The 13,587-nt window shown below is 73.5% G+C and carries 16 protein-coding genes; 8 read left to right on the top strand and 8 right to left on the bottom strand.

Features of this window, described 5'->3' with window-relative positions:
- Nucleotides 1–30: 30 nt before the first annotated feature.
- Both bsaP and CC117_RS27960 read right to left on the bottom strand, forming a co-directional pair.
- Complete coding sequence (gene bsaP, locus CC117_RS40705) at nucleotides 31–219, bottom strand: biotin synthase auxiliary protein BsaP (protein ID WP_084132915.1); 189 nt, start codon at nucleotides 217–219, stop codon at nucleotides 31–33.
- Nucleotides 220–260: 41 nt separating this feature from the next.
- A complete protein-coding gene (locus CC117_RS27960; protein WP_071089335.1) occupies nucleotides 261–479 on the bottom strand; it encodes a biotin/lipoyl-binding carrier protein in 219 nt (72 codons plus the stop codon).
- A 381-nt stretch (nucleotides 480–860) separates the two neighbouring features.
- On the opposite strand from CC117_RS27960, the gene CC117_RS27955 reads away from it, so the two are divergent.
- Both CC117_RS27955 and CC117_RS40700 read left to right on the top strand, forming a co-directional pair.
- Nucleotides 861–1,898 carry a DUF5317 domain-containing protein gene (locus tag CC117_RS27955; RefSeq protein ID WP_241830484.1) on the top strand — a complete coding sequence of 346 codons (1,038 nt, stop codon included), beginning with the start codon at nucleotides 861–863 and terminating at the stop codon, nucleotides 1,896–1,898.
- A gap of 65 nt (nucleotides 1,899–1,963) precedes the next feature.
- The gene (locus tag CC117_RS40700) at nucleotides 1,964–2,038 is read left to right on the top strand and encodes a 50S ribosomal protein bL37 (protein ID WP_369809780.1); all 75 of its coding nucleotides are present in this window, start codon (nucleotides 1,964–1,966) and stop codon (nucleotides 2,036–2,038) included.
- 81 nt (nucleotides 2,039–2,119) lie between these two features.
- On the opposite strand, the gene CC117_RS27950 is transcribed toward CC117_RS40700, so the two are convergent.
- The 4 genes from CC117_RS27950 to CC117_RS27935 form a co-directional block, all read right to left on the bottom strand.
- Entirely contained in the window at nucleotides 2,120–3,097 is a 978-nt protein-coding gene (locus CC117_RS27950; protein ID WP_071089329.1) for an NAD-dependent epimerase/dehydratase family protein, read from the bottom strand.
- Nucleotides 3,098–3,234: 137 nt separating this feature from the next.
- Complete coding sequence (rsrA, locus tag CC117_RS27945; protein WP_071089326.1) at nucleotides 3,235–3,519, bottom strand: mycothiol system anti-sigma-R factor; 285 nt, start codon at nucleotides 3,517–3,519, stop codon at nucleotides 3,235–3,237.
- Complete coding sequence (locus CC117_RS27940) at nucleotides 3,516–4,340, bottom strand: sigma-70 family RNA polymerase sigma factor (RefSeq protein WP_321572650.1); 825 nt, start codon at nucleotides 4,338–4,340, stop codon at nucleotides 3,516–3,518. The genes rsrA and CC117_RS27940 overlap by 4 nt, the downstream gene beginning before the upstream one ends.
- 227 nt (nucleotides 4,341–4,567) lie before the next feature.
- Nucleotides 4,568–5,209 carry an alpha/beta hydrolase family protein gene (locus tag CC117_RS27935; protein ID WP_084132940.1) on the bottom strand — a complete coding sequence of 214 codons (642 nt, stop codon included), beginning with the start codon at nucleotides 5,207–5,209 and terminating at the stop codon, nucleotides 4,568–4,570.
- A 173-nt stretch (nucleotides 5,210–5,382) separates the two neighbouring features.
- Here CC117_RS27935 and CC117_RS27930 point away from each other — a divergent pair, with 173 nt between their 5' ends.
- From CC117_RS27930 to CC117_RS27905, 6 genes are all read left to right on the top strand, one after another.
- Nucleotides 5,383–6,183 carry a class I SAM-dependent methyltransferase gene (locus CC117_RS27930; protein ID WP_071089322.1) on the top strand — a complete coding sequence of 267 codons (801 nt, stop codon included), beginning with the start codon at nucleotides 5,383–5,385 and terminating at the stop codon, nucleotides 6,181–6,183.
- Between the two features lie 23 nt (nucleotides 6,184–6,206).
- On the top strand, nucleotides 6,207–7,592 hold the full coding sequence (aroA, locus tag CC117_RS27925) for a 3-phosphoshikimate 1-carboxyvinyltransferase (protein ID WP_084132913.1): 1,386 nt from the start codon (nucleotides 6,207–6,209) through the stop codon (nucleotides 7,590–7,592).
- A gap of 4 nt (nucleotides 7,593–7,596) precedes the next feature.
- Nucleotides 7,597–8,577 carry a ribosome small subunit-dependent GTPase A gene (gene rsgA, locus CC117_RS27920; RefSeq protein WP_071089319.1) on the top strand — a complete coding sequence of 327 codons (981 nt, stop codon included), beginning with the start codon at nucleotides 7,597–7,599 and terminating at the stop codon, nucleotides 8,575–8,577.
- 241 nt (nucleotides 8,578–8,818) lie between these two features.
- On the top strand, nucleotides 8,819–9,622 hold the full coding sequence (locus CC117_RS27915) for a TetR family transcriptional regulator (protein ID WP_071089316.1): 804 nt from the start codon (nucleotides 8,819–8,821) through the stop codon (nucleotides 9,620–9,622).
- A 9-nt stretch (nucleotides 9,623–9,631) separates the two neighbouring features.
- The gene (hisN, locus tag CC117_RS27910) at nucleotides 9,632–10,474 is read left to right on the top strand and encodes a histidinol-phosphatase (protein WP_018634494.1); all 843 of its coding nucleotides are present in this window, start codon (nucleotides 9,632–9,634) and stop codon (nucleotides 10,472–10,474) included.
- 46 nt (nucleotides 10,475–10,520) lie between these two features.
- Complete coding sequence (locus CC117_RS27905; protein WP_071089313.1) at nucleotides 10,521–11,309, top strand: glycerophosphodiester phosphodiesterase; 789 nt, start codon at nucleotides 10,521–10,523, stop codon at nucleotides 11,307–11,309.
- 457 nt (nucleotides 11,310–11,766) lie between these two features.
- Here CC117_RS27905 and CC117_RS39870 read toward each other — a convergent pair whose 3' ends face one another.
- Both CC117_RS39870 and CC117_RS27895 read right to left on the bottom strand, forming a co-directional pair.
- Nucleotides 11,767–11,895 carry a hypothetical protein gene (locus tag CC117_RS39870; RefSeq protein ID WP_256385422.1) on the bottom strand — a complete coding sequence of 43 codons (129 nt, stop codon included), beginning with the start codon at nucleotides 11,893–11,895 and terminating at the stop codon, nucleotides 11,767–11,769.
- A 651-nt stretch (nucleotides 11,896–12,546) separates the two neighbouring features.
- Nucleotides 12,547–13,569 (bottom strand): alpha/beta fold hydrolase, encoded by a 1,023-nt coding sequence (locus CC117_RS27895; RefSeq protein WP_071089307.1) that lies wholly within the window; start codon nucleotides 13,567–13,569, stop codon nucleotides 12,547–12,549.
- Nucleotides 13,570–13,587 lie beyond the last annotated feature (18 nt).

Below are 13,587 nucleotides of genomic sequence, written 5' to 3'. Positions count from 1 at the left end.
CCGGGCGCCGCCGTCGGCGGCGCCCGGGTCTCAGGAGCCCGTGGACGTACCGTGCTCCGCGCAGTGCGCGGTCCACCCCAGCGGGGTCACCTGGACGACGAGGCGGCGCCGGCAGGACGTGCAGTAACGCGGGGGCTCGAGCGCCCGGGCACGCGCACAGACCTCATGACTGCCAATGCTCGCGAGCTGACCGCAGCGGTCGCAGAACGAGGCCTCCATGAGACGTCAGCCTATGGCACGAACCGCCCGCCGCGGCCGGGTCAGGACTCGACGACGGCGATCAGGTCGCCGTCCTGCACGACGTCGCCCTCGTTCACGGCGATGCTGGCGACGGTGCCGCCATCCTCGCTGATCACCGGGATCTCCATCTTCATGGAGTCGAGGATGACCAGCGCGTCGCCGGCGGCGACGGAGTCACCCACGCCGACGACGACCTTCCAGACATTGGCGACCATCTCGGCACGGACTTCCTCCGCCATCGCAGATCTCCTCTTCGCCTCGACCACGCGCATGGCCTCGACCACGTTGCGGCACTGACAATGTGAGCGTAGTGGCCGCGGCCCGGGCCCCGGGCCCGAGTCCGGCGACTCGCCGCGGGGCGGCTCCCCGTCTGCCTGCCGCCACCTGCCCCGCCGCCGCCCGTCCGCGCCGACCACACCCACGGGCCTGGTCGGGGGGCAGGGGCACCCGCCGCCCCGCGGCGCCGCGGCCGACACCGCCCACGTCGGCGGGGTGCGGGCAGCCCGCACCCACGGCGGACGGGTCACACAGGCGGCCCGTGCGGCGCGCCCGGGCCAGCACCCTCCACACTTACGGATGTGCTCGTACTCCTCCTCCTGACCCTCCTGTGCGGGTTGGCCGTGGGTCTCGCGAGGGGCGGGACCCTGGACGCCCTCAGCCGCGTGTACATCGCCCGGCCCCTGCTGTTCGTCGGAGTGGTGGCGGTGCTGGCCTTCGGCCGGCTCGTCGGCCCACTGCACAGCCCGGCCTGGATCCTCGCCTCGGCCGGCCTGCTGGCCTTCGCCCTGACCAACAGCCGGCTCCCCGGCCTCCCCCTGCTGTGYGCCGGCGTGATCCTCAACGCGGTCGTGATCAGCGCGAACGGCGGGGACATGCCCGTCTCGGAGTGGGGCGCCGACCGCGCCGGAGTGCCCGTCGAGGACATCAGGTCCTCCGGCTTCCACACGGTGGCGGATTCGGGCACGTCGCTGCGCATCCTCAGCGACATCCTCCCGCTGCCCACCCCCGCCGCTCCGGCGGTGGTCAGTCTGGGGGACGTCCTGATGGCCGCCGGCCTGGGACTGTTCGGCGGGGTGGCCCCGGTGCGGGCGCGCCGGACCCTGCAGGCACGGCTGGCGGCCAACCTCGGCCGGCCGCGCCGGACCACGCCAGCCCCCTTCGACCCGGATCCGCAGGGATACGGGGACAGCGACAGCCGTGCACCCGGCCCGCACGACGGGGACAGCCTCGACGAGGACCCGTACAACGAGCTGGACGACGACCCGGCCGATGACGACGACCCGGCCGATGACATCGTCCTCGAGGACGATCCTGCCGACGACGGACCAGACCACCTCGCACCGGTCGGCCACGAGCCGTTCGGGATGTTGCCTGACCAGGAGCCGCCGCCGGGTGTCCGGGGCGCTGCCGTCCCCGTGGGCGCCACCGCAGCCGATGACGGCCGGTCAGGCGCCGGTCCCGGGGGCGACCGCCCCGCGGCCAGCCTCTCTGCCGACGGTGGCGTCGGCGGCGGAAGCCCCGAGAGCGGCGCTGGGGCGGATGACGATGACGCTGGCAGGGACGGCCGTCCCGGAACCAGCGGCACCGCCGTCAGCGGACCGCCGGCCGCCGAGCCCGAGGGACGCCGCGGCGGCGACACCCGCCAGTCCGTCGACTGAGCCCGTCCTGACGACCCGCAGCCGCGGGCTGGCAGTATGTGGCCGACGGAGGAAAGGAGGCCACCATGGCGAAGAAGAAGCGCAAGCGGCGCGCCAGGGCCAAGCACAAGGCCAACCACGGCAAGCGTCCGAACACCTGACAGGCGGCCCGGGCGGGCCGGGGCGGCAGCTGTGCTGTGCCCGGCCAGGCCCGCCCGGGCGCTGCGCCACCCGTCCCCGGGTCAGGCGCCGCCTGCGGCGGCCGTCGCGGTCGCGGCGGTGAGCCGGCCCCGAATCCAGTCGACGGTGTTGCCGAGCCCCGTGTCGAGGCCGACCTGCGGGCGCCAGCCCACCTCGCGCCCAGCGAGGTCGACGTTCAGCGAGATGTGCTGCAGCTCRCCGGGCCGGGCCGGGGCGAACTGCGGCTCGTCCGGCACGCCGACGAGGCGCGCGACCCGGCCGTGCAGGTCACGGACCGTGGTCTCGACCGACGTACCGATGTTGAGCCGCCGGCCGTTGGCAGCCTCGGCCGGCAGGCAGCGGGCGAAGGCGTCCGCGACGTCGCCGACGTAGACGTAGTCACGGCTGGTGGTGYCGTCACCGAAGATCTTCGTCGGGCGCCCCTCCAGCATCGCCGTACCGAAGATCGCCACCACCCCGGCCTCGCCGTGCGGGTCCTGTCGCGGGCCGTAGACGTTGCTCAGGGCGAGCGCTGTGGTGCCGAGCCCGTAGGTCGCACGGTAGACGTTGAGGTACAGCTCCCCGGCGGCCTTGCCCGCCGCGTACGGCGACTCCGGCGCGGGCGCGGCCGACTCCTCGACCGGGAGCACCGTCGGGGTGCCGTAGATCGAGCCACCGGACGAGGTGTGGATCACCTTCGACGCGCCGGCCAGCCGGGCCGCCTCCAGCACGTTGATCGTGCCGAGCACGTTGAGGCGCGCGTCGTGCAGCGGATTGGCCACGCTGATCCGGACGTCGATCTGCGCGGCGAGATGCGCGATCACGTCCGGCCGGACCCGGGCGACGAAGTCCGCCAGGTCTGGGGCGGTGATATCGCCGCGCTCGAACGAGAAGCGGGCGTCCGACGAGGCCTGCGCCAGGTTCTCCAGCCGCCCGGACGACAGGTCGTCCAGGCCGACGACCTGGTGGCCGTCAGCAAGCATCCGATCGACGACGGTGGAACCGATGAACCCGGCCGCGCCGGTGACGAGGATACGCACGCCCCGGAGCCTAACCGCCACCTTCGGGTGGCCTGCGCCCGCGGTGCGCGGCTGATCCGGAGCCCCTGGGCCGCCTCGGCGACCCGGCGGGCTCCCAGTGGGTCCCCGGGCCGGGACCCCGGCCGGCTGCCCGGCGGCTACTCCGGGCGGAACTCGGCCGCGTCGGCGCCCGAGCGGGCGGCCCGTAGCCGGGCCATGACACTGAGCCGCAGCGAGTCCGGCGCTCGCTCGCCGCCGCAGGTGCGGGCGACGAGCATCTTCACCTCGTGTTCCACGCCGAACTCACGCAGGCACGGCGAGCACTCGTCCAGATGCGCGCGGATCAGGCTGTGGTCGGAGCCGTTGCACTCGCCGTCCAGATAAAGGAAGACCGCGTCGAGTACCTTCCGGCAGTCGATGTTGTGGGAAGCTCCGCAGCTCACGACCCACCGCCCTCGTTCTCGCCGGTCCCGGCCGGCACAAGGCCCCGCTCCAGCGCGTAGTGCTCGAGCGACTTGCGCAGACCCCGCCGCCCACGGTGCAACCGGGACATGACCGTTCCGATCGGCGTGCCCATGATCTCGGCGATCTCCTTGTAGGAGAACCCCTCGACATCGGCGAGGTAGACCGCCATCCGGAAGTCCTCGGGAAGTGCCTGGAGCGCCTGGGTGATGTCGCTGTCGGGCAGGTGCTCCAGCGCCTCCGCCTCGGCGCTCTTCAGCCCCGTGGAGGTGTGCGACTCCGCCTCGGCCAGCTGCCAGTCCTCGACCTGCTCGGTCGGGCTCTGCAACGGCTGCCGCTGCCGCTTCCGATAGGTGTTGATGAAGGTGTTCGTCAGGATGCGGTAAAGCCAGGCCTTGAGGTTCGTGCCCTCCTGGAACTGGTGGAACGCCGCAAACGCCTTCACGAAGGTCTCCTGAACGAGATCCTCCGCGTCGGCGGGATTGCGTGTCATGCGCAACGCGGCCGCGTACAGCTGATCGAGGAACGGCAGCGCGTCGCGTTCGAAACGCGCGCCCCGCTCCTCCACGGTCTCGTCGTTGGTCCCGTCGACCAGGATCACTTCCTCACCATGCCGTGCGCCGGCCCGTGGGCCGGACGCCGCCCCGCCGGTGACCGCCCGGGCGAACCTTCTCTCCGCGCCGGACGATACCCCCGCCGTCGGCCGGGCGCGTCCCGGTCCACCGGGGGGGCCGCCGTGCGAGGGTCGGGCCGCGCGGTGTTCCGCCGGCAGCGACGCCGGAATGCCGTGGTGGTACCTCATCGAACCTCCGTGCCGCGGGCCCGCCCGGGACCACACCACCTCGGTGCGGCCCGGCCGGACCAGGCATCAAGCGCTTCCTCCTCGGCAAACCCGCGAACGTCAGCCGCAATTCCCGGTTCCCCGCCGCGAAGCTGGGTATCAGAGGTGGACGTGAGCACATATCGGGGATGTGGCCTGCCCGCACCCCAGACACCTGCCCACGGGCAGGCCCCGTCACCAGGCCGGGCTCAGGCCCCGTCGCCGAACAGGTGGCCGAGCAGCCAGGTGGCACCGACGTCCGCGGCCTCGGTTGTCACATCTTCCACCGTCCGGGCGTCCCGGAGCCGGACGCGGAACGAGTGGTCGGCGCCCGCCACGACGTGGAGCGACACCGCGCGGGCCGGGTCGGGCGGCGCCGGGTCGGGCACGGGAGTGCCGAACGCGTCCCGCTCCCCTTGGACCACCAGTACCGGAACACCCGCGCCGGCCAGCTCGGGGGCACGCGAGGGCCGACCGCCCGGTGGCAGCAGGGGAAAGCCCAGCGCCAGCACGGCGCGGGCCCCGACGGCGCGGGCGCACCGGACCGCCACCCGCGATCCCATCGACGCGCCGGCCAGCCCCAGCACCGCGGGCCGGCCCAGCGCCTCGGTCGCCGCGGTGAGCACGGCGTCCAGCCGGGCCGGGCGGTCCGGGGCACGGCGGCCGGCCACCCGGTAGGGCATCTCCAGCGCGGCGACGCGTACGCCGGCGGCCGTGAGGCGGCCCGCGAGCGCCGTCAGCACCGGGGTGTCGGTGCCACTGCCCGCTCCGTGCAGCAGCACCACCGTCGCGCCGGGCCGGGCCAGGCCGGCGGCCCGCGCGGGAACCGTGCGCAGGCGTCCTCCGTCCACCTCTACGGGGGATTCGACATCCACGGAGGCGGCGGGCAGTGCCACGCCGTGTTCTCCGTTGCCCGAGCCACTCCGGAGGGACACTGCGTGGTCGGGCTGAACATCTGTCAGAATTTCACCGTGCGTGTGTGACTTGCCTCGCATCATTACCCCTCGAAGGGTAGGAACGGTCAATGCTGTCTGGCGCCGAAGCCGACGCTCACTCGTCCCGGGCGAACACGCTGGTCTGTGAGGCCCCGGCCGACAGTGACGACCCCTACTGGGCCTTCTACGAGGAGGTCGCCTCGGCCCAGCTGCGGGAGTGGCTGCCCACCGAGCCGGTCCGCGTCCTCGACGTCTCGGGCCCGCGGGCCAGATTCGCACGCCAGATGGTCGCCGCCGGCCACGAGGTGGTGCGGGTGGTCGGCAGCCTGAGCAGCATCGACGCGCCCGGCGAGGGCGGTCCGGCGCCCGGTCCGGGCCGGCTGAGGCGGGTTGTCGGCGACGCCCGCTCGCTCGACTGGTTCCGCCCCGGCGCTTTTGACGCAGTCCTCGCCGAGGCCCGCGCGCTGTCGTTCTGCCTGGCCACCGAGACCACGCTGGAGGAGATCTACCGCATGCTGCGGCCCGGCGGCCGCCTGCTGCTGTGCGTCGACTCGCTGCTGCTCGGCCTGGCGCGGCTCGCCGAGCAGCACCGGTGGGCGGAGCTGTCGGACGTCCCACGCGCCGACGTCGTGCTCGTTCCGGCGGAGGATGGGACCATCACCCGCTGTTTCTGGCCCGAGGAGCTGCGTGCCCTGCTGACCAACGCGGGCCTGGAGGTCGACTGGATCCGTCCGCGCACGGTGCTCTCCGCGGAGGCCGTCCGGCGGGCCGTGGCCGAGGACGTCTCCTGCTTCCCCACCCTCGTCCGCACCGAGGTGGAGCTCGCCGCCGAGCGCGAGGGCGAGTCGATCGGCATCCATCTGATCGCGTCGGCCCGCCGGCCCGACTGACGCCGATCCGGCATGCTGGCAGGGTGACCACCACCACCCACGCGCAGCGTGAACAGATCGACCCGTGGCCGGCACCGGTGGCGACCGGGCCGGTCCGGGCCACTGTCGCCGTCCCGGGCTCGAAATCGGGCACGAACCGGGCGCTCGTCCTGGCCGCGGTGGCCGATGGCACGTCCCGGCTGCGGGCGCCGCTGCGCTCGCGGGACACCCTGCTCATGGCGGGCGCGCTGCGGGCGCTCGGCGCGGAGGTCACCGACGCGCCCGGGGCACCGGGCACCTCCGCCACCCCCGGAGAGGCGGATCTGGTCGTCACCGGGCCCCTCGGCGCGATCAGCGGCGGCGCGGCCACGGTCGACTGCGGGAACGCGGGGACCGTTGCACGCTTCACGCCGGCACTGGCCACGCTGGCCCGCGGCGACGTCCACTTCGACGGCGATCCGCGGATGCGGGAACGCCCGCTCACCCCGCTGCTGGCGGCACTGCGCGGCCTCGGGGCGCGGATCGACGGCGACCTGATGCCCTTCACGGTGCGGGGCCGCGGCGGCATCCCCGGCGGAGCGGTGACCGTGGACGCGTCGACGTCCAGCCAGCTGGTGTCCGGGCTGCTGCTGGGCGCGGCCCGCTTCGAGCGCGGGGCGACCGTGACACACGCGGGCCACCGGCTGCCGTCCGGGCCGTACCTGGACATGACGGTCGCCGACCTGCGCGCGGCCGGTGTGGTGGTGCACGTGGATGATCCGTCCGCCGTGGGTGGCCGCGGCGCCGAGGCCGACCCCGGCGCGGCGCCGTCGACCCGGCGCTGGCGGGTCGAGCCGGGCGGACCGCAGGCACGCGACCGGGTGATCGAGCCGGATCTCAACAGCGCGGCCGCCTTCCTCGCCGCGGCGGCCGCCACCGGCGGCCAGGTGACGATCCCGGGCTGGCCGGAGCGGACCGAGCAGCCCGGCCGGATGCTTCCCGACCTGCTGGTGGCGATGGGCTGCCAGGCGGAACTCGGCCCCGAGGGCCTGCGGGTCACCGGTGGCGGGCGCCTCACCGGCATCGACGTCGACCTGTCCGACTTCGGTGAGGCCGCGCCGGTTCTGACCGGGCTCGCCGTGCTGGCGGAGTCGCCGTCCCGGCTGCGCGGCATCGCGCACCTGCGCCTGCAGGAGACGGACCGACTGGCCGCGCTGGCCAGCGAGCTCGGCAGGCTCGGCGCCCGGGTCGCCGTCACCGAGGACGGTCTGCGGATCGACCCGGCGCCGCTGCACGGCGGCCGCCTCGACCCGCACGCCGACCACCGGCTGGCGATGACCTTCGCCGTCGTGGGCCTGGTGGTGCCGGGCGTCACCGTCGACGACATCGCCACGACCGGAAAGACCGTCCCCGATTTCGCCCGGATGTGGACGACGATGCTGGCCGGCTGACACCGTGGCACGCGAGTTGGACGAGGACGACGTCCGGACCCGGCCGGGCCGGGGATCCCGGCCGCGGACCCGGCTGCGCCCCGACCACGCGGACGCGGCGGGAGCTGTCGTGGTCGCGGTGGACCGGGGCCGCTACACCTGCCGGCCGGCGGCGGGCGCCCCGTTCGTCGCCGCGGTGCGCGGCGGGTCGATGCGCCGGACGTCCGTCGTCGTCGGCGACCGGGTCGAGCTGGTCGGCGACCTGTCGGGCCAGCCGGGTTCGCTGGCGCGCATCGTGCGCCGCGACGAGCGGAGCAGCCTGCTGCGGCGCACCGCCGACGACACCGACCCGGTGGAGCGGCCGATCGTCGCCAACGCCGACCTCCTGGTGATCGTCTGTGCCCTGACCGATCCCCCGCCGCGCACCGGGCTGATCGACCGCTGCCTGGTCGCCGCGTACGACGGCGGCCTCACCCCGGTGCTGTGCCTGACCAAGGCCGATCTCGCCGACCCCGGGCCGGTCCGGGAGTCGTACCAGCCGCTCGGGCTGCCCGTTGTCACCACCCGGCCGGGCGGCGACCTCAGCCCGTTGCTGAGCCTGCTGCAGGACGCGACCAGCGTCTTCTTCGGGCACAGCGGGGTCGGCAAGTCGACGCTGGTGAACCGTCTGGTTCCGGACGCGGACCAGGCGATCGGCGTGGTGAACGCGGTGACCGGGCGTGGCCGGCACACCTCGTCCGCCGCCGTCGCGCTGGAGCTCCCCGACGGGGGGACGGTGGTCGACACCCCCGGTATCCGGTCGTTCGGGCTCGGGGCCGTCCAGCTCAACCGGGTGCTGCTCGCGTTCGACGATCTCGTGGCGGCGACGGCCGACTGCGAGCCCGGCTGCGATCACCTGACCTCGCCGGACTGCGGCCTCGACGAGGCCGTCCGCCACGGCCGGGCCGACCCCGTCCGGGTGGAGAGCCTGCGGCGGCTGCTCGCCGCCCGGGTGACGCCCGGATGACGTGCGCGGGTGACGTGCCCGGATGACGTCGACCTGGGTGACGTCGACCTGGGTGACGTACCCGGGTGACGTGCAGCGGCGGGGGAGGCGCGCGGGACGTGCCGGAAGAAGCCCCTGCGGCCGCACAACCACGGGCGTCCCAGCACAGCGCGCGGCCCAGCAGGGCTAGCGTCGGTCATGTGATCAACAAACCCTGCCCCGGACAGAGTGATCATGCTATGACGGCACCTAGTCTCGGGCTGTGATTGATCAAGGGACGCTGCCGCGCGCGGCCGAGTTCGCCCGCGTCGCCAGACGCCGGCGCCGGCAGCCGGTGGAAGCCGAACGCGAGATCCTCCGCGCCGCCACCGAGATGATCGGATCCGACACGGGCGCGCCGATGACCGTCGCCGCGCTGATGTCCCGGACGGGCCTGGGCCGCTCGGCGTTCTACGCCTACTTCCGCGACCTCCCGGACCTGCTGCGCCGGCTCCTCCATGAGATCGAGGGCGAGCTGGCCGCGACGTCCGCCGGCTGGTTCGACGGCACCGGCGACCCGGCCGAGGACTGCCTGCGCTCCACCCGCGTCCTCGTCGGCGTCCACCGGCGGCACGGCCTGGTGCTGAGCGCCATCGCGGACGCCGCCGCCGCGGACCCCGACCTCGCGGCCCGCTACCGGCAGATGGCCGTCGACGGGTTCGCCGACGCCGTGACGGAACGGATCAGCCGGGAACGCGCCCGCGGGCGGGTCACCGCCGAGCAGGAGCCGCAGAGCGCGCGGGCGCTGATGGCGATGACGGACGCCTACCTGCGCGAAACTCTCGGCCGCCACCCCCGGGCCGACCCCGTCGACGTGGTGAGAACGCTCACGCTTGTCTGGACCCAGGCGCTCTACGGACAGGTGCCCGCCGACGGGTACGCCCCGCCTGCGCGCGCCGGAACCGCTGGAACAGGCGGCCCCGGCACGATGCGGCCCTCGGATGAGCCGGTGCCGCCGCCGGCCGGGCCGGCCGGGCCCGGTGGGGCCGGAGCACCGCGCCCGATCCCCGGACGTCGAAACTCGTAGTCTTCCCTCGTGACTCCGTCAAACCCGAGCCCCGTCAGCACCAACCCGGTCGGGGCGGTCGACCCCGCCGGCTGGATCGCCGATGACCTCGCCCTCGCTCTGAGCCTCGCCGACGCCGCCGACCGGATCACCCTTTCCCGCTTCCAGGCGGTGGACCTTCACGTCGAGTCGAAGCCCGACAACACCCCGGTCTCGGACGCGGACACCGCCGTCGAGTCCATGATCAGAGAACGGCTTGCCGCCGCGCGCCCCGGGGACGGGGTACTGGGCGAGGAGGAGGGCCTCGTCGGTGAGAACACCCGGCGGCGCTGGATCCTCGACCCGGTCGACGGCACGAAGAACTTCGTACGCGGCGTGCCGGTGTGGGGCACGCTGCTCGGCCTCGAGGTCGACGGCGAGATCGTCGTCGGGGTCGCGAGCGCGCCGGCGATGAGCCGCCGCTGGTGGGCCGCCCGCGGCACGGGCGCCTTCACCCGCGACGCCACCGGGGACACCCGGGCGCTGCGGGTCTCCTCCGTTGCCCGGCTCTCGGACGCTTTCCTGTCCTTCGCCTCCATCGAGGGGTGGCGCACCGCGGACCGCCTGCCCGAGTTCCTGAGCCTGGCGGAGCAGGTCTGGCGCAGCCGCGCCTATGGCGACTTCTGGTCGCACATGATGGTCGCCGAGGGCGCCGTCGACCTCGCCTGCGAGCCGGAGGTCTCGCTGTGGGACCTCGCCGCTCTGCAGATCATCGTCGAGGAGGCCGGCGGCCGGTTCACTGATCTGCGCGGTCAGCGCGGGCCGGCGGGGGGCACCATCCTCACCACGAACGGCCACCTGCACGATCTCGCGCTGCGGCACTTCACCAGGTGACCGGCCGGGCGGCGGGGCGCGTGGTGGCGCGAGGGGCCACCCGACGATGGTGATCGGTTTCGCGCACCGCGGCTCCCCCGGCCGGCTCCAGCGGGAGAACACCCTGCCCGCCTTCCGGCGGGCGCTGGCCGCGGGCGCGAACGGCCTGGAGTCGGACGTCTGGCTGACCGCCGACGGCGTCCCGGTGCTGCGGCACGACGCTGCCCTGGGCCCGCCCGGGCCGCGGCGGCGGCGGGTGACCGGCCTGCGCCGCGAGGCGCTGCCCGAGTGGATACCGAGCCTGGCCGAGCTGTACCAGGACGTGGGCTGGGGCTACGACCTCAGCCTCGATCTGAAGGGCCACCCGGCGGGGATGTCCACCACGGATGCCGTGAACGCAGCCCTCGCCGCCGCGCGGGCCGCCGGTGGCACCGCGGCCGTCACCCGGCTGTGGCTCTGTGGGCCACTGTCCGAGTTGCGGGCGTGGCGGCGGATCGACAGTGACGTCAGGCTCGTCAACTCCACCTCCGCCGCGGAGGTGGCCAGGCATGGCGGCGGCGCGGCGTACGCGGCCGTGCTGCGGGCGGCGGGCGTCGACGCCCTGAACCTGCGCGCCCGGGAGTGGGTGCCGGCTCGCGCCGCGATCGTGGCCGACCTGCACGCCGCCGGTGTGGCGGCCTTCGGCTGGGACGCGCAGTCGACGGCGACGCTGCGTCGGCTGCGCGGGTACGGCCTGGACGGTCTGTACTCGGATCGTCTGCAGCGCCTGGTCGATGTCACCACGGCACCGCCCATGCCGCAGGAGCCGCCCACCCGGAAGGCACCGTCGTCTCCGGGCTCCGCCAACGACAGCTGAGTCAACGACGACCGAGTCAGCGAYGGCTCGGTCAGCGATGACCGACCCCCGCGCGGGTGCCTGCGCACCACGGCGCTGGGGACCACGGGGAATCCCGGTCACCCGGAAGCGCACACCCGCAATAGACCGTGGCCACGCGCCGACGAGCAAAGAGTCACCCGATTGCGGTGACGCAGTCTGAATGTGACTGTTCCACTACCCGAACGATTGACCCGACCAGCCCAATTCGGCGAAGTACTCGGATGGGCATGGGGTTCGAACCGCACGCCTTGGCGCTGTACACGATGAGACACCGAGGGACCGACACGCAGGGACGTATTGTTGACACCGTCGGCAACCAGCACCACACGCCCCGCACTACAACCACGACCATGTCGGCCCGGGCGCGCGGAACCCGGCCGACCGGCAAGAGTCCGTGACATCACGAGGACATCACGACTGCCGGATGAACGACCGGTCAGTCCTCTCCCGCTACTTTGAGCATCTGCGCGGGAAAGCCTGTCCGTTCCGCGACGTTCTCGACGGAGTAGCCCTGCTCCACGAGGTCACGAGCTTGTTCGAGGGTCCAGCCCCGGCCGGGATCCACCCGACGGACGACCACMTCACTCGCCTGATGATGTTCCTGYGGCCAGCTCAGTCGCGCACGGCGTGCCAACGGTCGACCTCCGAAGTTTTGACGGACATTCGCGTTACGAGCCAAGGATAAGCCAGATACGCACCTTCCCGCTCCATGAACTTCGCGATAGCGGCCRCACCGGAGTAATGCGCAACCGCGGACACCGGCGTCACCCTGCCGGCCCGGCACCATCATCGCTGTCACCGGACACGCAAGCCACCTGGCCCTGCCGACAACACGGGAGTGAGACAAGTGTTGCGGGCGAGGCGGGTCACGCGGCGGGATGTCTGATGGACATGTCCACTTAACTTGTCCGGTCGGTACTTGTCCKGCCAGTTCTTGTCCGGTAATGTCCACGGGCCGTCCCAGACGGATGAGGACAACTCCGGCCGAGTCAGGCACCATCAACGGCGCCTCATCCCGCAGTCCCTCATCCCGCAGGCTCCTCTTCCCGCGGCCATCCCGGGCCCGCAGCCACCTCGGGCCGCGGGTACCTCATGCCGCACAGTACCGCCGCGCCCGCCGCCGCAGTGCCGGCCGGAGGTCACCTGCCGGACCGTCGGTTCCGCCACCGCCCGCCCTCCCCGTCGGACCGGCTCCGGGCTGCCCGACGAACCGGCCCTATCTGCCGGACAGGCCTGGGTCGCTGGTGCCACCCGGCCCGCGCTGGCGGGCGGCCTCTGCGGCCGGGTGCGGCTCGTGCCCCTCGTCACCGTGCGAGCGCAGCAGCGTCCGCCACTGCCGGTCCGAATGGCTGGCGGGACTCGTCGTCGCGAGGAAGTCCTCCAGGACCGCCCGGAACCGCGCCGGGTCGGCATGGTGCGGAAAATGACCGGAGTCCGGGAAGATCTCCAGCCGGCTTCCCGGCATGGCCTGGTGCGCGATCCGGGCGTGTTCCACCGGGATGACCCCGTCGTGTTCCCCCCACACGATCAGGGAGGGCATTCCCGCGGCGAGATAGCATCGGTCCAGCATGGTGATGGCCTGCCCCTGCCCGTCCACGGCGGCGCGCAGCGTGCGCAGGAACGCCCGGCGGGCCGTCGGGACCTCGAGGGACGCGAAGACACGCATCAGGTCATCGGCGTCCCGGCCGACATCGGTGTGCGCCAGCCGCAGCGCGTTGACGACAACCGACCCGACCCGGCGGGCCGGCGGACTCGCGAGCAGCGAAAGCGCCTGCCCGGCACCGGGTGCGGTCGCGGCCCGCAGCAACGGGTGCAGGTCCGGCCCGACTCCACCGGTGGAGACCAGCACGAGCCGCTCGCACCGCGCGGGAAACTGATAGGCGAACTGCATCGCCACGCCCCCGCCGAGCGAATGACCCACGACGGTCACCCGCTCAATACCGAGGATGGTGAGCAGATCCCGCATCCCGCAGGCATAGCCGGCGACGGAGTAGTCGCCCCGCGGCTTGTCCGAAGCGCCGTGCCCGAGCAGGTCGGGCGCGATGACCGTGTGGTTGCGCGCCAGCGCGGGGATCAGCTCACGCCAGGTTCCCGAGTTGTCGCCGATGCCGTGGATCAGCAGCAGCGCCGGGCCGCGGCCGGCCCGCAGATAGGCACGGCGATATCCGTGCACGGTCACGAAGCGCGGCGCCAGGCCGCTCCCCACCGCCCTGGGCTTCCGTGCGACCACCCGGTCCACTTCCCGACTCCCGGCCAC

The sequence above is a fragment of the Parafrankia colletiae genome, assembly GCF_001854655.1.
In the GTDB taxonomy this organism is placed as follows: domain Bacteria; phylum Actinomycetota; class Actinomycetes; order Frankiales; family Frankiaceae; genus Parafrankia; species Parafrankia colletiae.
Note: the sequence above shows the minus strand (reverse complement) of the source record. Positions and strands in the feature narration are given on the sequence as shown.

Excerpts from the sequence above, each read along its gene's own strand:
- bsaP (WP_084132915.1), bottom strand. The coding sequence starts at position 219 with ATGGAGGCCTCGTTCTGCGACCGCTGCGGTCAGCTCGCGAGCATTGGC.
- CC117_RS27960 (WP_071089335.1), bottom strand. The coding sequence starts at position 479 with ATGGCGGAGGAAGTCCGTGCCGAGATGGTCGCCAATGTCTGGAAGGTC.
- CC117_RS27940 (WP_321572650.1), bottom strand. The coding sequence starts at position 4,340 with ATGAGGTACCACCACGGCATTCCGGCGTCGCTGCCGGCGGAACACCGC.
- CC117_RS27930 (WP_071089322.1), top strand. The coding sequence starts at position 5,383 with ATGCTGTCTGGCGCCGAAGCCGACGCTCACTCGTCCCGGGCGAACACG.
- CC117_RS27905 (WP_071089313.1), top strand. The coding sequence starts at position 10,521 with ATGGTGATCGGTTTCGCGCACCGCGGCTCCCCCGGCCGGCTCCAGCGG.